Origin of the sequence: Frankia sp. KB5 (assembly GCF_002099325.1) — a bacterium.
Taxonomy (GTDB): Bacteria; Actinomycetota; Actinomycetes; order Frankiales; family Frankiaceae; genus Frankia; species Frankia casuarinae.
The window spans coordinates 19,898-38,062 of sequence record NZ_MRUJ01000058.1; the positions used below are offsets into that span (position 1 = coordinate 19,898).

Below are 18,165 nucleotides of genomic sequence, written 5' to 3' on the forward strand. Positions count from 1 at the left end.
GCGCATACCGTCGAGGGCATGGCAGACCACAGCGCACACCCCACCGTCGAGCGGCACTGCGACGTCGCGGTGATCGGCGGATCGGCGGCCGGGCTCGCCGCCGCCCTCCAGCTCACCCGGCAACGACGGTCCGTCCTCGTGGTCGATGACGGCACGCCTCGCAACGCTCCCGCCGCGCACATGCACGGCTATCTCGGGCACGAGGGCGCGCCGCCCGCGGCGCTGGCGGAGATCGGGCGTGAGGAGGTACGCGGCTACGGCGGGGAGGTTCTGCTCGGCCGGGCCCTGGCCGTCCACCGCCGCGAGGACGGCTGGTTCCGGGTGGAGCTCACCGGCGGCCACGCCCTGATCGCCCGCCRTGTGCTCGCCGCCACCGGAATCGTCGACGAGCTGCCCGCCATCGACGGGCTGGCCGAACAGTGGGGGCGCACGGTGATCCACTGCCCGTTCTGTCATGGCTTCGAGGTCCGCGACCAGCGGCTGGTGCAGATCGTCACCCATCGCATGGGGCTGCATCCGACGGCGCTGTTCCGGCACCTGACCGACGAGCTCACCGTCGTGCTGCACGAGCTGGAGGACGCCGAGGACGCCGATGTCGAGGCCCTGCGCAAGGGCGGCGTGACCGTCGTCCGGGACACGGTCCAGCGAGTCGTGACCACACCCGCCGGCCAGCTGGCCGGCGTCGAGCTGGCCGGCGGGGCCATACTCGCGGCCGACGCCGTGGTCGTGGGCCCGCGTTTCCACGCCCGGGCCGAGGTGCTCGCCAGCGTCGGCGTCACCACCACACCCCATCCGACCGGCATCGGGGACGCGGTCGAGGTCGACCAGACCGGCCGGACCGCGGTGCCCGGGATCTACGCCGCCGGGAACCTGACCGACCCGAGCATGCAGGTCGTGGCGGCCGCCGCCCACGGCAGCCGGGTCGGCGCCATGATCGCCTTCGACCTCGCCGACGACGACCTGCGCACCGGCGCCCGGACGTCCGGTCAGCAGGCCGACTGGGAGCACCGCTACAGCGGCGAACCGATCTGGAGCCGCAACCCCAACGGCACCCTTGTGCACGAGGCCGGTGCGCTGGCTGCCGGTCGAGCGCTCGACGTCGGTGCCGGCGAGGGCGCCGACGCGCTCTGGCTGGCCGAGCAGGGCTGGGAGGTCACCGCCAGCGACATCTCCGGCAACGCCCTCGCCCGCGTCGCCGCCGAAGCCGACCGCCGAGGCCTTGTCGTCCGCTGCCTGCGCGGCGACGCGGGCGACCCCGACGCCTTCGGCACGGACACCTACGACCTTGTCTCGTTGCAGTACGGCTCCTTCCACCGCACCCCCGACCAGCGCGGCCTACGCAACCTGCTCGGCGCCGTCGCCCCCGGCGGCACGCTCCTCGTCGTCGGCCACGACCTCACCCCCCTGCACCACCCTGTCGACGTGAGCACGCAGACCCGCGTCTTCGACCCCGGCGCCTACGTGGGCGCCGACGAGATCGCCGCCGCCCTTGACGACACCGCGTGGCAGATCGACATCCACGGGACCCGGCCTCGCCCCCCGGGCGCGGCCAGCACCCATCACGTCGACGACGTCGTGCTGCGAGCGACCAGGCGGTAACCCACTGCCGACGACCCCGTATATGCACTTGTTACCGCGGGTCAGCGCACTCCCTCACGCTGGTGACGCGGCGGCGGTGAGGGTCGCCAGGCGGTGGGTCGCGCGCAGGCGGGTACACAGGCCCGCGGCCAGCGAGACCGCGAGACCGGCTCCGGCCAGGAGAAGAGCCCAGCCGAGGCCGGCGTGCTCGGCGAGGACGCCGCCGGCCGCGGCGCCCAGCGGCTGGCCTCCCCAGGCGATGATGCGGGCTGAGGTGTTCACCCGTGCCTGCAGCTCCAGTGGGGCGACGGTCTGGCGCACCACGATGCCGTTGAGGCTGACGAGGGTGTTGGCCGCCTGCCAGCCGAGCAGCGCGAGAGCGCCGGTGACCAGCGAGCGGCTCGCCGCCCAGCAGCCGAGGAACACGAGGCCGGCCGCGAGACCGGCGAGCGTGACCCAGCCAACGGGCAGTGCGCGTTGCACCCGCGCGAGCATCAGGCTGGCCAGCAGGCTGCCCGCGCCCGCCGCGGCGTAGAGCAGGCCGACGCGGCCGTCGTCGGTGGTGAGACCGAGCTGGCGGACCGCGACGACCACGACGAGCCCGGTGATGAACCCTGCGGTCAGGCTGTTGCCGACCCCGAGCAGGGTGAGCGTGCGGACGAGCCGGTGTCGCCAGACCCAGCGCAGGCCCTCAGCGATGTCGGCGCGCAGCGACCGCGCGGCCGAACTCGGGCCGGTCAGGGGCGTCGGCCCGAGGGGCAGCCGCGCCATCAGCAGCGCGGACGCAGCGAACGTCGCCGCGTCGAGGGCTATCGCGTTGCCGGCACCGAGGCCTGCGGCGAGCGCCCCGCCGGCCGCCGGGCCGGCGAGGCCGATGACAGTGCTGACGGAGCTCAGCCGGCCGGTGGCCACCCCCATCTGGCCCGGGGGTGTCAGCGCCGCGAGGGCGCGGAAGCCGGCCGCGTCAGAGAAGGTCAACGCGGACGCGCTGGCCGCGGCCACCACGAGCAGGTGCGCGGCGAACAGGACGCCGAAGGCTTCGGCCAGCGGGATGGTGGCGAGCAGCGCCCCGCTGGCCAGGTTGGAGACGACGAGCACCCGGCGCGGATCGAGGCGGTCAGCCCAGGCTCCCGCCGGCAGACCCAGCACCATGTAGGGGATCGCCTCCAGCGCGGCGAGCAGGCCGGTGAGCGCGGCGTTGCCGGTGTGCTGGTACATCAGCAGCGGCAGCGCGACGAGCGTCACGGCGGAGCCGGCCCAGGAGACGGCGCGGGCGACGAGGAACCGGCCGAACCCGCGGCTGAACTCGTCCCCGCCGCCCGCTCCCCCGCCGGACGCCGCGCCCCCATCCCCGCCCAGGCTGGCGGCGGGGTCGGGGCGCGGCGTTCCGCCGGGTGCCGTGGAGGCTTCGGTCACGGATGCAGCGCGGCGGCCAGGGTCTCCACGCCCTGGACCCCGCCGAGGTTCGTCGAGTCCCACTGCGGCAGGAAGACGATCTTCCCGGAGCGCACCGCGGACAGCGTCGGCAGGGCGTCGGTCAGGAACTTCCGCGCGGTCTGCTCGCTCTCCCCGCCGCTGAGCAGATAGACGAGCGTCGCCGGGTCGTCCTTGAGGATCTGCTCCTTCGACAGCTCACCGTAGTACTGCCCCGTGGGCAGGGTCCCCGCGTAGATGTTGCGCGCTCCGGCGCGCTGCGCGATGTCGGTGTACACGCCCTCGTAGGTGTAGATCGAGCCGTCATAGGTGCTGATCATCGCGACCGGCACCGCCTGCGTTCCCTTGGTCTTCGCGTCGACGGCGGCGAGACGCGCGTCGAGGTCACCGCTGAGCTTCCCGGTCCGGTCGGTGATGCCGAAGATCTTCCCGAGGGCGGCCAGATCGGTCTGGACGTCGGTCACCTTCGCCCTGGTCGCGTCGTCCGTGCAGAAGCCGCTGAGGATGAGGACCTGGATGCCGCGCGCGTTCAGGTCGTCGATCGTCGGGAGTTGCTGGCCGTCGAACAGGTAGGAGCCGTCCGCCCAGATCAGGTCCGGCTTGGCGGCGAGCAGCTGCTCCCGCGACGGGGCGGCTTCGGCGAGGACGGGAATGTCCTTGACGGCCGCGGCATAGGTGGGAGCGGGGTCGCCGCTGCTGGTGTTGTAACGGCCGACGACCCGGTCGGCGAGGTCGAGCTCGACGAGCAGGTCGGTGCTCGTGGGCCAGCCGGAGATGATCCGCTGCGGTGCGGCGTCGAAGTGCAGGGTGCGCCCGCAGTTCGTCACGTTGACCGGGTAGCCGGCGCTCCCGCCGGTCCCGGCGGCGGCCGGCGGGGACGCCGGCTCCGACGAGTCGCCGCAGGCCGTCAGTGCGGCGGCGAGCGCCAGCCCCAGCGCGGCGACCGCCGCGCGACCCCGACGAATACGTGTGATCACAACTGTCCTTCCAGAAGGGTTGATGCCGGTCGCTGGCCGGCTCCCGACGGGGCGGGGTCAGGGCCGGGGTCAGGGGCGGCGGCCAGCGAGCTGAACGCGAAGGTGGGGCGGCCCGTGACGGGATGGGTGCCCCGGTGGGCCCGCACCCGGAAGACGCGGCGCAGCAGCTCGGGGGTCAGCACGTCGCCGGGTGGTCCGGCGGCGACGAGCTCGCCGTCGGCCAGCACGTAGACGAGGTCGCAGAACGCGGCCGCCAGGTCGAGCTCGTGCAGCGCGGCGAGGACGGTGACGCCCAGTGAGCGCACCAGTTCCAGCAGGTCGAGTCGGGCGCCGATGTCGAGGTGGTTCGTCGGCTCGTCGAGGACGAGCAGCCGGGGCTGCTGGGCCAGCGCCCGGGCGAGCAGGACCCGCTGGCGTTCCCCTCCCGACAGGGTCGCCACCAGCCGGCCGGCCTTGTCTGCCATCCCGACGGTGCGCAGCGCGTCGGCCACAACCTTCCGGTCGCGGTCCGACTCGCGGCTCCACAGGCCCTGGTGCGGCAGCCGGCCCGTCGCGACCACGTCGCGGACACGCAGCTGGATGGGTTCGCCCGCCTCCTGCGCGAGCGCCGACACCTCCCGGGCGGCGGCCTGCGGGCCGAGGTCCCGGTGCAGGTCACGGCCGTCGAGCAGCACCGCTCCGGTGCTGGGGCGCAGCGCGTGGTATACCGCCCGCAGCACCGTCGACTTGCCGCCGCCGTTCGGGCCGAGGAGGCCGACGAACGTGCCCGGCGGGCAGTCGACGGTCACGTCCCGGATGATCGCCACCCGGTCCATCTCCACGCCGACGCGTTCGAGGCGCAGCCCACCCGCGCTCATGCCCCACCTCCCGGGCCGGCCCGGCGCAGCAGCACCAGGAAGAAGGGGACACCGGCCACCGCGGTGACGATCGTCAGCGGAAGCTCGAGCGGCTGGGCGGCGGTGCGGGCCGCGAGATCGGCGGCGACGAGGAAGTTGCCGCCGAGCAGGGCGGCCAGCGGCAGCAGCCGGCGGTGGTCGCTGCCGACCAGCAGGCGGACGGCGTGCGGGGCGATCAGTCCGACGAACTGCACGCCGCCGGCGACGGCGATGACGGTGCCGGTCAGCAACGCCGCGATGATCAGCAGCTCGGTGCGCAGCGCGCTCACGGCGACGCCGGCGGAGGCGGCGACATCGTCGCCGAGCAGCAGCGCGTTGAGCGCCCGGCCGCGCAGGACCAGCCAGCCGGTGGCGGCGGCCACCACGGCCGCGGGCAGGCCCAGCTTGTCCCACTCGGCCCCGGAGACCATCCCGAGCAGCCAGAACAGCAGGTGCGCGAGCTGGTTGCTGCTCACCCGCAGCTGCAGGTAGCTCGTGCCGGCGGCCAGCAGGTAGCCGAGCGCGACGCCGGCGAGCAGCAGCCGGTAGGGATCGATCCGCCCGTGCCGGCGGCCCAGCAGCAGCACCGCGGCCAGCGTCAGCAGCGCGCCCGCGAACGCCGCCCCCGACACGCCCACCACCGCCAGCCAGCCGGTCCCGCCAGCGCCGCCCAGGGTGAGGACCGCGGCGGCGGCCAGTGACGCCCCGGRGGAGACCCCGAGGACGTAGGGGTCGGCGAGCGGATTGCGGACGACCGCCTGCAGCGCCGCGCCCGCGACGGCGAGCCCGGCCCCGACGACGAACGCAAGCAGCACCCGCGGCACGCGGACGCTCCAGATGATCTCGTCGTCGACACCGGGCGTGGAGTCGACGCCCAGGACGGGCCCGATCGTGTGACCGAGCACGCTCGACCACACCGCGCCCAGCGGCAGGCGCACCGCCCCCAGGCTGACCGCGGTCGCGAGCAGCACCGGCGTCGCGACGGCCAGGACGCCGAGCATGATCGCGAACCGGGCGGGCTCGGACAGACCTGTCAGCGGCGACGCCTTCGCGACGGCCGCACGGACCGGAGGCCGGGAGGGCTCACCCGCACCCGGCGCTGTGAGGACGTCGGGACTGGCGCGGGGGCCGGGCAGGTGATCGGGAGCGGGCTCAGCCCGAGACATCGTGAGTCCTCGCAGGGTCGGACCGGCCGGATCCTTCTGGTCCGGTCCGGCTGGTCCGGCTGGACCACAGGTTAAGACGATAACCGTAACGGTTTCCGTTTTTGCTGCAGAGTAGTAGCCCAGGCTCAGTGCGGCAACGGCAGGCTGGGCAGGACGCCGGTACGTGGCGTGGCCCGGGCGGCTGGAAGTCGCAGGCCGCCCAGGAACGGCATCCCGACCGGGGCATTGCCGTAAAGGCCGGTCACGACCACCCGGGTGACATACAGCCCGGCGCCGCGCACGTCGGGCGTCGTCAGGTCGACCGCCACCACCCGGTGCCCACGGCCGGCGAGCCGGTCGACCAGCCCACCCGGCCGCGGGTCCGACCCCGGCGAAAGCACCGGGTCCGCCCCGGCCGCGGACGCCAGATCACCGAGGCCGACCTCGCCCACGAGCATCTGGCTGAGCTCGGCCTGGAAAGCCTCCTGCACGGCCGGGTCGAGGTGCAGCTGCAGGTGGCAGCCGTAGTCGACGACGTCCGAAAGGTCCGCCCGGTAGGACCGCCCGTAGGCGCGGTCGGCCCGCCAGGGACGCAGCGGACTGGTCGCCGCGGCGGCGAGCCGGGCGTAGGAACCGTGCGGGTCGTCGTAGTCGGCGACGAACAGCTGCAACTGCAGTGCCTCGGCGTACGCCTTGAGCGCCGCGTCGACCGGGTCGCCGTGCACACCCATGCCGAGCGTCAGGTAGCCGGTCACCGTGTCGCTGACCAGGGCGCCGACGACCGGCACTCCGAACTCGTCGTCGAAGGCCAGGAAGCGGGTGTCGAGCGCGCCGCGGGGCCCCCGGCAGAAATCCCGCAGCCAGCGGGGCACGGCGACCTGCCGCAGCCCGCGGCCGCCCTGCCAGGACATGGTCATCGCGTCGCGTTCGAGGACCTCCAGCAACGCCCCGGTCTCGGCGGACGCCCGGTCGGGTCCGGTGGCCAGGCCCGCCTGCATGACCGGGTTCGTCAGGGGCACGCCCTGCCCCACCGACGGCAGGTTCCACGACGCCCAGACCAGAGCGGCGGGAACAAGGACGGCCGTGCCGGTCCGCAGGTCGCGTCCGGTGGCCCACCGCTGGACGAGGTCGCCGCGCATCGGGGCGGCGGGGAAGCCGGGCGTGGCGTACTGCGCGGGTGAGTACAGCGTGAAGTCCGCCGGGTCGAGCGCGTCCACGCCGGCGGCGGCGAGCTCGTCGTGGCTCGCGGTCGTCAGCCCGGGCGGGACGAGGTTGCCGCAGTAGCGTTCGGCGGCCTCGCCCAGCGCCGCGGCGACGGCCCGCCTCGGGTCGGCGAAGGCGTACCCGGCGCCGGTCGCGTCGGCGGGCCAGGCGCAGAATCGCGTCGGATCGCACAGCCACGCGTGCACCAGGCGGAACGACGGCGGGAACCAGGCCGGGATGTCGCGGGTCACCAGGCGGCGCACGATCCCTGTCCGGCTGTCGAGCAGCAGGGGGTAGGCGACGTCGTCCGTCACCGTGATCATTTCGGGTGTTCCCTCTCGGCAGTCGGGATTCGGGGCGCCAGCAGGCGGCAGCGACCGCGGAGCTGGCAGGCGGCGCGGCGCGGCTCGCCGGTCAGGCCAGCGGCAGCGGCTCGCGGACCAGGTCGTCCTCGGTCAGCGGCGCCGCGGTCCAACCCAGCGCGGCGGGCACCGTGTAGAGCCGCTCCCCGCCGCGCAGCGGGTAGGCGGGCGGGCCGTTGCCGATCAGCTCGGGGACGACGACACGCACAACGTGCAGCCCGCAGCGGGCGACGTCCGGTGTGGTCAGGTCCACGGAGAACGCGCGCAGCCCGAGCCCGGCCAACCGCCGCAGGTACCCCGCGCGCGCCCCCGACGGTGATCCGTCCCCCACCGCGGGGAGGTCGGCCAGCGCCACGGTCCGGGTCGGGCGCAGCCGGCGCAGCGCGGCGGGCTGGRCTCTCGGGTCGAGGTAGAGCTGGGCGATCGCCGGCAGGTCGACCAGCTCGCGGTAGTCCGCGCTCACTGCCGCGCCGTAGCTCCGGTCGGCCCGGAACGGCAGGAACACGTGCGGCTCGATGTCGCCGGTGGCCACCGCGCGCCACACGTCACTGTCCGGGTCCGCGAGCTGGTGGGTCAGTGTGAGCAGCTGCAGGGCCTCCACCAGCGCCTTCGCCCCGGCGGCCGCCGGGTCGGCACGGCACGCGCTGCCGAACGCGAGAATCGCGTCGGCGTCGTCGACGAGCAGCGCGCCGAGCACCGGCACGCCCAGCTGCGACGGCAGCGAAAGCAGCCGGACCTCCAGCGGGCGGTCCCGATGGGGCCGGCCCAGCTGGCCGGTGACCAGGCCGGCGTCGTCGACGGCCCGCGCCGGCGCGCCGGACGCCCACCACATCGTCGTCGCGTCCCGCTCGAACAGCTCCTCCAGCGCGGCCGTCTCCGCCTCGGCCCTGCTGCGCCCCGCGGCGATCCCCGAGTACATCAACGCGTTCACCGGCGGTTCGTCCCGGTGCGGGCCGTGGAAGTAGTCGAGGTAGACCAGCGATGCCGGGACCTCCACCTCCGCACCGCCGATCAGCTCCGTGCCCGTGACCCAGGCGACCGGAAGATCCCTCGTGAACGGGACGAAGGGGAACCCTGCCGTGGCGTACTGGCGGTCGGAGTAGAGCGCGAACGTGTGGGGGTCGACCGCGGCCACCCCGCGGGTGCGCAGCTCCTCCCAGCTCGCGACCGGCAGCCGGGCCGGGACCGCGTTGCCGCAGTATCGCTCGACCGCCTCCCCGATCGCCGCTCCGCGGGCCACGTCCGCGTCGCCGAGGCTCGCGCCGAAACCGAAACCGTCCGCCCGCCACCAGGTGAACCGGTCGGCGCGGGCGACCTTCGAGCCGCGCCCGAGCCAGCCGGAGGGCAGCCCTGGGCCACGGGGCTGGTCGACGATCGCGGTGATCAGCCCCAAGCGCGGGCCGAGCAGGTCCTCGGCGGTCACTGTTCCTTCACTCCGGTCGTGTCGCCCACGAAGGTCGTGTCGCCCACGAGGGCACGGGCGGTGAGGAGCACCAGGCGGGTGCCGTGCTCCCCCGGCCCGGACAGGACCGTCTGCTCGCAGACCCGCGTCCCGGTGGTCTCGTACCGGTCCAGACCGGTGCCCAGGTTGCGGGCGAGGAACGGGTGGTCACTGCTGGTGATCTCCAGGATCAGGCGGGCGCCGACGGGCACCCACTCGGCCGCGCCGGACAGCCGGACCACCCGGGAGGCCGGCTCCTCCTGCGCGGACACCCCGGCCGCCGGCCAGGTGGCCGAGCCGTACGCGATCTCGTACGCGGCGCCGTCCGGCAGCCAGACGAGGACGCGCGCGACCCAGTCCGCCGCGGGGGCGTCGGTGCGCGCCGCCAGCTCGACGCGGCCGGTGCCCAGCACCGTGACGGGCTCGTCCAGCGGCCCGGACAGGTAGCGGACGGCGTCCGGTCTGCCGAGCAGCTCCCGGCGGTCCGAGCCTGGCGCCACCGACGGGAACGGGTCTCGCGGGTCATAGCGGAAGCCGCGCGCGCCGGCCGGGCCCGGCTGCCCGGCCGCCAGTTTCCCGTCCGCTCGCGCGTGCCACGTGGTCTCGACGGCGCCCGGTGGCGGCCACGTCCGCGGGCTGGACCAGGCGTCGGCGCCACGAACGAAGATCTCGATGCCAGGGGGCGGCACCGGCGCGGGCGGGTCCGCCAGGACGGCGCGCAGCCAGTCGACGCAGACACCGGCGAACGGGTAGCGGGAGGACGGGCCGTGGTCGCGGTCACCGACGCGGGTGGAGACCCCGAACGCGAGGTCGTGCCCCCACGGCCCGACGACCAGGCGCCGCGGCGGGCGAGGCGTGATCGCCGAGCCGGCCAGCTCCCAGTGCTCCAGCGACTCGCCGACCAGCAGGTCATACCAGCCGCCCAGGTGGAACGCCGCCGCGGGCACCCGGGCGAGCTCGTCGTCGGTCAGCGCCTCCGGGCCCTCCTGCGGACCGCTGCGCAGGATGTCGCCCCAGTGCGGCAGCGCCACGCCGAACCGCTCGGGCAGCTCGCGGACCGGCAGGTGGTCGAGCACGTCCGGCGTCCGGGCGTGCACCGCACGCACCAGCCCATCGCGGCTGGTGCGCGAGTCGGCGCGCTCCAGCCACCAGTTCGCGTGCTCGGCGAGCCGCAGGATGCCGCTCGGTTCGAACTTCGTCCGGTGCAGCCCCATCGACGGGCCGAGGCTCACCACGGCCCGCACCGCCTCCGGCCGCTCGACGGCCAGCGCCCAGGCGGTGTACCCGCTGTACGAGCCCCCGTAGGCGACGAGGTGGCCATCGCACCAGGGCTGGGCCAGCAGCCAGTCCACCAGCGCGGCGCCGTCGCCCCGCTCGTCGCGGTAGGGCCGCCAGGTTCCGTCCGAGTCGTAGCGGCCACGCACGTCCTGCGTCACGTAGCCGAATCCGCGCTCGGCCCAGCCCTGGCCCTCTGCCAGATGCGCGCTGCGGCCGTACGGCGTGCGGGTGACGACCACGGGAACCGGCCAGTCCGCCCGCGCGGGCAGCTGGACGTCGACGGCGAGCGGCGTGCCGTCGTGTCCCGGTACCCGCAGGTTGAGCGCGAGACCGCTCGCCGCCACGCCGCCAGGCGCGATCGCGACGGCCGTCACGCCGGCACCCCCGCCGCGTGCGGCACCACATCGGACGGCACGGCGTCGGACGGCACGGCAGCGCGCGTGGAGGCGGACCGCGCGGGACCGGCATCCGCCGCGCCCGCCGTGGTCACGGGGGCGGCCACCACGGGCAGCGGCAGCACCGGGTGGCGGGTGACGACGCCGTCGGCGCCGATCTCCCACTGGACGTCGACGTCCGGGAGTTCATCGGTGGCCCACCAGCGCTCGACGTCGCCGAGCATCAGGCCCGCCGCCACGGCGATCACCCCGCGGGCCGGCCACGTGACTGGGGGATGCGGCTGCCCCGGCCGGTCCAGCCACGCCCAGAGGGTCAGCAGCTCGTCCGGGCTGTCCGCCGCGGCGAGCCGGCGGCTCCGAACGTCGGTGTAGCCGGCCGACCGGCCGGGCACCGTCAGTGGGCCGACGAACAGGCCGAGCCCTTCCGCGTGGCAGCGGGTCCACGCGGTCCCGTGCCGCCCGCACCACGCCCCCAACCGGCGCCAGGCGGCGTCCGGCAGCCAGCCGGCACAGGCCATCACCACATCCGCGTCCCGCACCGCCGCCTCATCCAGCGGCCCGCGGCGCACCTCGGCCCATCCGGCGGCCAGTTCGGCGACGAGCCGGGCGACGGGCCCGTCCCCGTCGACGTGCAGCCGAGGCGACCGCCGGGTGGCCTCCGCCGGGGCGGGATCCTCCACCAGTACTCCGTGTTCGCGAAGCACCCCGACCAGCGGCGCCGCGGCGTCGGCGGGATCCACCGGCACCGGCCCGGTCAGGGAGCCGTCGCCGCCGGCCAGCAGTCGGTCGCGCAGGTCGGCCACGACCTCCGGCGGGCCCGCGACCCGTAGGAAGACGTCGCCCGGCCCCGCGGCACGCCAGGTTCCGTCTGGAAACGGGTAAAGGTGATGGCCCGCGGCCAGCTTCATCATGATCCCTTCGGAGGTCGCGAACAACGGCGGAAAGGCCGGTCCCCGGCGGCGTGCCGCCGGGGACCGGCCCCTACCTCAGCGGCCCGCGACGAACGGGTTGTGGACCAGCGCGTTGGTGCCGACACCCTGCGGCGACGGCACCGGCGCGGCAGCCACGACCGGCTCGACCACGAAGTTCTCCATGCCAACCTCCCATGCGAAAACGACAACCATTTCCAATAATGAAGTTACGTGGCCGCGCACCCCGTGGCAACCTGTTCGAAAGAAGTACTCACGGTTACGGCACATGCAGTGACAATGTCGTTCCTGGACGAACTCAGGCCGCTCGCGAAACACCTGGCCCGCGGGCGAGACGAACCACCGGCACCGCTCGCCGGACACGGATTCCGCACCGAAGACCTTCGATACCAGGGCCTCGTGTACCGCGGCGCCCGCCAGCGGTCGAAGGATCCGACCCGCTGATCGGCGTCCGCGAGGACTACCAGCGATCCGGGGTGTCGTGCTCGTGGTCGTGGCTCCAGGTCATCCCAGGCCGGCAGCGGGTCGGGGAACTGTTGCCAGGCGGTGGGGCCGGCGGCGAGTTCGGCGTCGGTGAGGAGGGCCGGGTCGAGCCGTCGGCGTGGTTCGTCGGGGTCCAGGCCGACACCGATGAAGACCAGCTCCTGGGCGGCGGTCGGGCCGGTGAGCAGTTCGCCGGGTTCGATGGTCATGTTCGGCCCGGCCTGGGACCAGACGGCCAGGGTGTGCGGGCGGCTGGCGATATGACAGAAGCCCTTGCTGCGCAGCACACCCTCCCAGCCGGCCAGCGCGGCGGCCAGGCGGGCGGGATGGAAGGGACGGTCAGCACGGTAGGTGACCGAGCGGATGCCGTACTCCTCGGCCTCGGACGTGTGGTTGCCCACCAGTTCCTCGGCCCAGCCCGCCGACGTCGCCGCGGTGATCGGGTCGTAGCGCCCGGTGTCGAGGACCTCCGCCAGGTCGATCACTCCGTGGCCGGCGCGGACGAGGCAGGCGCTCGGGTTGAGMCTGCGCAACAGCCCTTCGACGGCKGCGGCCTGGTCGGCGGTGGCCAGGTCCGTCTTGTTCAGCACGAGCACGTCGGCGAACTCGACCTGGTCGATCAACAGGTCGGAGATGCCACGTTCATCGCCCTCATCGGCCTGAAGGGAGYGTTCGACGAGGTAGTCGCCACGCTCGAGCTCGGTCAGGAAGGTCGAGGTGTCGACGACGGTGACCATGGTGTCGAGGCGGGCGTGGTCGGAGAGGCTGGAGCCGTCCTCGAACGTCCAGTCGAACGTCGCCGCGACCGGCATCGGCTCGGAGATCCCGGTGGACTCGATGAGGATGGTGTCGAAGCGGCCCTCGCGGGCCAGCGAGCCCACGCTTTCGAGCAGGTCCTCCCGCAGGGTGCAGCAGATGCAGCCGTTGGTCAGTTCGACGAGGCGTTCCCCGCCCCGGCCGGAGACCAGCGAGGCGTCGATGTTGACCTCGCTCATGTCGTTGACCACCACCGCGACCCGGCGCCCCTCGCGGTTGGCGAGCACATGGTTGAGCAGCGTGGTCTTGCCCGCGCCGAGGAAGCCGGACAGCACGGTGACCGGAACCCGCGGATCGGCGTCCGTGCACGTCCGCTCGGAGTCGGCCATCCCCTCGTCCGTGTGTCGCGTCACGGCCCCACCTTCACTGATGGCAACGGTTTTCATTACGATAACGTCCCGGCACGGAGCCTGTGACCACAGACCCCTCGAAGGCCACAGCGCGACGCTCCACCCGACACCAGCCCGGCGCACCCTGCCGCTTCGCCGCGACCCGCACGCGAGATCGACCCGCCACCACTGGACATCGGGTCCACTCCTGAGGCAAGATGAAAACGGTTTTCATTACGGATGATGCCACGTCCACCACTACCAGCAGCGGGCGGGTCGATGAACGGCCACAGAAGGCCTGTCGGGCAACACCAGATCAGCCGGAGCGAGTTGGCGGCACTGCTGCGCGCCCTGCGCGCGACGGGCCCGTTCGAGCGCCGGCCCTACCGGCCTCCGACCCTCCGCAGACCAGGAGAACGTCTGTGTCGGCGCATTGCCAGGTAACGGGACGCAAGCCCGGGTTCGGCATGCGGGTGAGCCACTCGCATGTCCGCACCCGGCGCCGCTGGAATCCCAACATCCAGAAGAAGACCTACCGGCTGCCGAGCGAGAACCGGAAGGTGACCTTGACGCTGTCCACCAAGGGGATCAAGACGGTGGACAAGCTTGGCATTGAGGCGGTCGTACGTCGACTGYGCTCCCAGGGAGTGAAGGTCTGATGGCCCGCAACGAAGTCCGCCCGAAGATCAAACTCCGGTCGACCGCGGGAACCGGTTTCACCTACATCACGACCAAGAACCGCCGCAACGACCCGGACCGGCTCCAGCTCATGAAGTACGACCCCCGGATCCGCCGCCACGTGCTGTTCCGCGAGGAGCGGTAGCGGCACCGCCAGACCCCCATCCCCATCGACAGAGGACCACAGTGGCCAAGGCAAGCAAGATCGCTGCCGACAGGCGGCGGCGAGAGATCGTCGCCCGCCACGCCGAACGGCGCGCGGAACTCAAGGAGATCATCCGCAGGCCCTCCACACCGCAGGCCGAGCGGGACGCCGCCGTCGCGGAACTGCGCCGCCAGCCCCGCGACGCCAGCGCGACCCGGCTGCGCAACCGCGACCAGGTCGACGGCAGGCCGCGCGGCCATCTGCGGGACTTCGGCCTGTCCAGGATCCGGTTCCGGGAGATGGCCCATGCCGGGCAGCTCCCCGGTATCCGCAAGGCCAGCTGGTAGCACCCCACGCCGGCTGGCGTGCCGCCAGCCGGCACTACCCGACGAGACGGCGAGATGACGAACCGACACCGGCGCCCGGTGAAGAACCCGCGCAAGAAGCCCAACATCCTGATCGAGCGCGGCATCACCTACGTCGATTACAAGGACACCGCGCTGCTGCGCATGTTCATTTCCGACCGCGGGAAGATCCGAGCCCGCCGCGTCACGGGACTCACACCCAAGCAGCACCGGGAGGTCGCCCGCGCGATCAAGAACGCGCGGGAGATGGCGCTTCTCCCCTACTCCACCCGGCCACGATGACCTCATCGGCACCCTGGTCCTGGAAGCAGGTCGATCCCGCGGACTTCCCCACACCCCATCAGACGCTGCGCGAACTCGACCTTGACCCCGCCGAGTGACTCACCCTGCACTGCGAGCGCATCCACCGCACTGCCACCGGCCCGGACGGACACACGACGCGACCGTGGCGGACAAGGCATCGTTCTCCGCCGCACCTGAATCCGCGCCAGTGCCCGTGCTTGTCGCGGCACGCGGCCGATGCCGGCGGGGCGAACGGCCGCGACGCTGGACCCGACCGCTGGATGGCGGGGCGGCTCGGCGGGCAGACCGCTCGACCGGTCGGGGAGGCCGCGCCGGAGCCGCGCGGCCTCCCTGAAGATCAGCCTGCGCCCGCGCGCGCACCGGCGGCCACGCCCAGGCTGTGGCGTGCGGCTGGCACCAGGTCGGCCTCAAAGCGGAAGTCCGGATCTATCTGGCCGGCCAGATCCTCCCCCACCGCGCTGTTCGCCCACGCCGCCGCGTTGCGCAGGTGCATCTGATGCATCTGCGCGAGGAAGCGATCCGGATCCCGCACCGTCGCGTCGACCACCGCCTTCATCTGATCCAGCACCGCCCGATCCGCTCCGTCGAGATCGTCGATGGCGAACGGGTGTCCCTGCTCCATGGCCCGCACCGGAGCCGACTGGCCCACCCACGCCAGCAGATCCGCGCCCACCTCGCGGCGCAGAAAATCCACGTCCCCGGCGTCGGTGACTTTGTTGCCCACCACCGACAACGCGACGTCGAACTCCGCCGAGTACCCCTGGTACTGGCGGTGCACCGCCACCGCCTTCCGCGTCGGCTCACAGACCAGAAATGTCCGGTCAAACCGCGTGAACAATCCCGACGCGAACGCGTCGGCCCCCGCCGTCATATCCACCACCACGTACTCGCCGGGGCCGTCCTGCAGGTGGTTGAGCAACAGCTCCACGGCGCCCAGCTTGGAATGGAAACACGCCACCCCGAGATCCTCTTCGGCGAACGCCCCCGTGGCGAGCAGGCGTACACCCCCCGCCTCCAGCCCGAACCGCGACCAGAGCGGATCCTCCATGCCGAGCAGGCGCGAACCCGATCCCGGCGGGCTCGTCTTCACCATCACCTCTGCCGAAGGGATGCGGGGGTTGTCACCCCGCAGATAGTCCTTGATCTCGGCGAGATGTTCACCCATCGGTGGCGGCACCACGTCATCGGCGAGCCCCAACGCGGCACCCAGATGCTGGTTGATGTCTCCGTCGATCGCCAGCACCGAATGCCCGGAGGCGGCCAGATGCCGACAGAACAGGGCGGACAATGTGGTCTTCCCACTGCCACCCTTGCCAACAAATGCAATTTTCACGCGCGGCACTCCTTGACCATGGCGACCTTGCTGCGCCGCATCAGCGACGTCGCAACGATACTCGTTTTCATTTACGGCAGCCGGCTGCGCCACCGGCGTGCCGGCCAAGCCGATCAGGACCACCCGCCCAGCCGCAGCGGGAGCCGAGCGCGCGCTCGACGATAGGCGCCCGACGACCACACCAGGACCGGCCGGAAGGAGAAGGCCACAGCCAGTCACCTGGCCCCGCGCGGCTTCGCCGCCGCAGGCGGAGGCGTGCCCCGGGGTCGGCGGCCGGGGACGGCGTCAGGCTTCCCCTGCGGTCACAGCAGCCCGCGCTTGTAGGCGGCGACGAGCCGACGGGGCACCCGAAGCGTGCGGCCGTCGGGCGTGGTCACCGGCACGAGGTCGGGCGCCGCGGCCTTCCACTGGGCGCGGCGGTGCCGGGTGTTGCTGCGGGAGGTCCTGCGCTTGGGGACGGCCATGTCAGCGGCTCCTCTTTCCATAACGGCGGTTGAACTTCTCGACGCGGCCCGCAGTGTCGATCACCCGCTGGTCACCCGTCCAGAGCGGATGCGAATCTGCTGTGATGTCGACCGCGATGAGCGGGTAGACGTTGCCGTCCTCCCAGTCGATCGTGCGGTCCGACGTCGCCGTGGAACGGGTCAGAAAGGACTTTCCGGTCGATCGGTCCTGGAAGACAACCGGATGGTAATCGGGGTGTATATCCTTTTTCACAGCTCCTCCATCTCGTCGTCTGACTCGATGAACGGGTCGACGAATTCCAGTTCGCCGGCCAGTTCCAGTTCCTCGTCGGTCACCAGTGCCTCGCTCAGGGCGGCGATGATTGCTTCGGGTGGCGCGGTCAGGGTGATCACGACCACCTCCTGCCCGCGTTCGCCGGGGCGGCGGTCCGGGCTCGCCGAACCCCCCGCAAGGCAGGCAGGCGGGGCCTGCGCCCAGTCACTCACCGCGGTGAGCCACGACCCGAGACTGCCGACGGTCAGCCCACCGCCCGCCGATTCCAACCACAGCGCCCTGTGCGGCTGGCTGACGACCCACAACCGGCCACGGGCACGCACGACGCCGTCGAGCAGCACGTCCAGGGCGTCATGCAGGCGCATCGGATGGAACGGGCGGCCGGCAGCGAACCGGACGACCGCCACACCGTGCGACGGCTCCAGTGGCGGCCTTCCGTTCAGCAGGGTGCCGAAACCGTCATCGAAGCGACCGCGACGCGCGTCGGGCGGAATGGCCGCGAGCAGAGCGGCAGCGTCCAGCCCGCGGCGGTCGCGACGCGCGGCACGGGGGTTGAGGCGATCCAGCACGGCGTCGAGCACCGGGTCGACCTGCCCGCCCGTCAGCACCAGGCAGTCGGCGAACTCGACCGGCCCGACGGCGATCTGGGCCACGGTGCGGTCGTCGTCCTCGGCGGCACTCAGGCCACGCTCGGCGAGGAGATCGTTTCCGGTCGCGTCCGCGAGCCAGGTGGCCCGGTCCACCACGGTCACCACGGCCTTCACCCGCACGTCCGTCTCGCACACGGCGAAACAGACGGCCTCGGGTTCCAGCCGGGGATCGAGGTGGACGACGACCCGGCCACCCAGGCGCTCCAGCAGCGGCACCAGGTCCAGGCCGAGGGTGCAGGACACGCAGCCGTGGGCCAGCTCCACTGCCGTCAGTTCGCCGTCGACCCAGCGGCGCACGACACGCTGGGCAAGATCACGCAGGTCGTAGCGCACCAGGATCGAGCCCTGCCAGGCGCGCCAGATCTCCTCGCCCACGTCGTGGTCGCCGAGACCAGCGACCAGCACGACCTCTCTCAGCATAGGGACAGCTTATCGAAAACGGTTTCCACTCCAGATAGTGGGTCRCCGGTAGACCGTCGCACCGCCCGCCGCCCCGCCAGCGAAGCGCCCGCGATCGGATCTCCTCGATGCCGCGACGATCCGCCAGGTAGCYGGACCCGCGCGGGAGGTCACGATCTCCGGCCCCGAGCGGCCGGTCCGGCCACCAGGCCGCACCCAGAGCTGGAAAGGTCCGGCCTCCGCACCAGCCCGCGAACACAGGCGTATACCGTGATCGCCGGCGTRCAGATCGCATTACCCAGGCAGAAC

Annotated in this window: 18 protein-coding genes and 1 pseudogene; 5 read left to right on the forward strand and 14 right to left on the reverse strand. The window is 72.9% G+C overall.

What is annotated here, in order from left to right:
* Nucleotides 1-18 precede the first annotated feature (18 nt).
* Entirely contained in the window at nt 19-1,599 is a 1,581-nt protein-coding gene (locus tag KBI5_RS06705; protein WP_085014667.1) for a bifunctional NAD(P)/FAD-dependent oxidoreductase/class I SAM-dependent methyltransferase, read from the forward strand.
* A gap of 54 nt (nt 1,600-1,653) precedes the next feature.
* Here KBI5_RS06705 and KBI5_RS06710 read toward each other — a convergent pair whose 3' ends face one another.
* From KBI5_RS06710 to KBI5_RS06745, 10 genes and pseudogenes are all read right to left on the reverse strand, one after another.
* Nucleotides 1,654-2,994 carry an MFS transporter gene (locus KBI5_RS06710; protein ID WP_157902438.1) on the reverse strand — a complete coding sequence of 447 codons (1,341 nt, stop codon included), beginning with the start codon at nt 2,992-2,994 and terminating at the stop codon, nt 1,654-1,656.
* Nucleotides 2,991-3,989 (reverse strand): ABC transporter substrate-binding protein, encoded by a 999-nt coding sequence (locus KBI5_RS06715; protein ID WP_241882706.1) that lies wholly within the window; start codon nt 3,987-3,989, stop codon nt 2,991-2,993. The genes KBI5_RS06710 and KBI5_RS06715 overlap by 4 nt, the downstream gene beginning before the upstream one ends.
* The gene (locus tag KBI5_RS06720; RefSeq protein ID WP_085014619.1) at nt 3,986-4,846 is read right to left on the reverse strand and encodes an ABC transporter ATP-binding protein; all 861 of its coding nucleotides are present in this window, start codon (nt 4,844-4,846) and stop codon (nt 3,986-3,988) included. The genes KBI5_RS06715 and KBI5_RS06720 overlap by 4 nt, the downstream gene beginning before the upstream one ends.
* The gene (locus KBI5_RS06725) at nt 4,843-6,030 is read right to left on the reverse strand and encodes an iron ABC transporter permease (RefSeq protein ID WP_198537544.1); all 1,188 of its coding nucleotides are present in this window, start codon (nt 6,028-6,030) and stop codon (nt 4,843-4,845) included. The genes KBI5_RS06720 and KBI5_RS06725 overlap by 4 nt, the downstream gene beginning before the upstream one ends.
* Nucleotides 6,031-6,155: 125 nt before the next feature.
* Complete coding sequence (locus KBI5_RS06730; RefSeq protein WP_085014620.1) at nt 6,156-7,535, reverse strand: YcaO-like family protein; 1,380 nt, start codon at nt 7,533-7,535, stop codon at nt 6,156-6,158.
* 91 nt (nt 7,536-7,626) lie between these two features.
* Complete coding sequence (locus KBI5_RS06735; RefSeq protein WP_085014622.1) at nt 7,627-8,997, reverse strand: YcaO-like family protein; 1,371 nt, start codon at nt 8,995-8,997, stop codon at nt 7,627-7,629.
* Entirely contained in the window at nt 8,994-10,667 is a 1,674-nt protein-coding gene (locus KBI5_RS06740) for a CocE/NonD family hydrolase (RefSeq protein ID WP_157902440.1), read from the reverse strand. The genes KBI5_RS06735 and KBI5_RS06740 overlap by 4 nt, the downstream gene beginning before the upstream one ends.
* Nucleotides 10,664-11,599, reverse strand: coding sequence for a hypothetical protein (locus KBI5_RS26155; RefSeq protein WP_157902442.1), 936 nt, complete (start codon nt 11,597-11,599; stop codon nt 10,664-10,666). The genes KBI5_RS06740 and KBI5_RS26155 overlap by 4 nt, the downstream gene beginning before the upstream one ends.
* Nucleotides 11,600-11,674: 75 nt before the next feature.
* Nucleotides 11,675-11,782 carry a streptamidine-related RiPP repeat protein gene (locus KBI5_RS27675; protein ID WP_241882707.1) on the reverse strand — a complete coding sequence of 36 codons (108 nt, stop codon included), beginning with the start codon at nt 11,780-11,782 and terminating at the stop codon, nt 11,675-11,677.
* A 341-nt stretch (nt 11,783-12,123) separates the two neighbouring features.
* Nucleotides 12,124-13,245, reverse strand: a pseudogene (locus KBI5_RS06745) (GTP-binding protein); the annotation flags it as partial.
* Between the two features lie 422 nt (nt 13,246-13,667).
* Here KBI5_RS06745 and rpmB point away from each other — a divergent pair.
* Genes rpmB through rpsR form a run of 4 tightly spaced genes read left to right on the forward strand, consistent with a single transcriptional unit; the run spans nt 13,668 to nt 14,715 of the window.
* Nucleotides 13,668-13,904: a 50S ribosomal protein L28 gene (rpmB, locus tag KBI5_RS06750; protein WP_085014625.1), complete on the forward strand. Its 237-nt coding sequence runs from the start codon at nt 13,668-13,670 to the stop codon at nt 13,902-13,904.
* Nucleotides 13,904-14,068 (forward strand): 50S ribosomal protein L33, encoded by a 165-nt coding sequence (gene rpmG, locus KBI5_RS06755; protein WP_085014626.1) that lies wholly within the window; start codon nt 13,904-13,906, stop codon nt 14,066-14,068. Before rpmB ends, rpmG begins: the two co-directional genes overlap by 1 nt.
* Before the next feature lie 41 nt (nt 14,069-14,109).
* A complete protein-coding gene (rpsN, locus tag KBI5_RS06760) occupies nt 14,110-14,415 on the forward strand; it encodes a 30S ribosomal protein S14 (protein ID WP_085014627.1) in 306 nt (101 codons plus the stop codon).
* A 54-nt stretch (nt 14,416-14,469) separates the two neighbouring features.
* On the forward strand, nt 14,470-14,715 hold the full coding sequence (rpsR, locus tag KBI5_RS06765) for a 30S ribosomal protein S18 (RefSeq protein WP_085014628.1): 246 nt from the start codon (nt 14,470-14,472) through the stop codon (nt 14,713-14,715).
* A gap of 358 nt (nt 14,716-15,073) precedes the next feature.
* Here the strand turns inward: rpsR and KBI5_RS06770 are convergent, their stop codons facing one another.
* The 4 genes from KBI5_RS06770 to KBI5_RS06785 form a co-directional block, all read right to left on the reverse strand.
* Entirely contained in the window at nt 15,074-16,069 is a 996-nt protein-coding gene (locus KBI5_RS06770) for an ATP-binding protein (protein WP_085014671.1), read from the reverse strand.
* A 302-nt stretch (nt 16,070-16,371) separates the two neighbouring features.
* Nucleotides 16,372-16,533 (reverse strand): 50S ribosomal protein L32, encoded by a 162-nt coding sequence (gene rpmF, locus KBI5_RS06775; protein WP_085014629.1) that lies wholly within the window; start codon nt 16,531-16,533, stop codon nt 16,372-16,374.
* A 1-nt stretch (nt 16,534) separates the two neighbouring features.
* Nucleotides 16,535-16,786 carry a type B 50S ribosomal protein L31 gene (locus tag KBI5_RS06780; RefSeq protein WP_085014630.1) on the reverse strand — a complete coding sequence of 84 codons (252 nt, stop codon included), beginning with the start codon at nt 16,784-16,786 and terminating at the stop codon, nt 16,535-16,537.
* Complete coding sequence (locus KBI5_RS06785) at nt 16,783-17,877, reverse strand: GTP-binding protein (RefSeq protein WP_085014631.1); 1,095 nt, start codon at nt 17,875-17,877, stop codon at nt 16,783-16,785. Before KBI5_RS06785 ends, KBI5_RS06780 begins: the two co-directional genes overlap by 4 nt.
* Nucleotides 17,878-18,165: the final 288 nt, after the last annotated feature.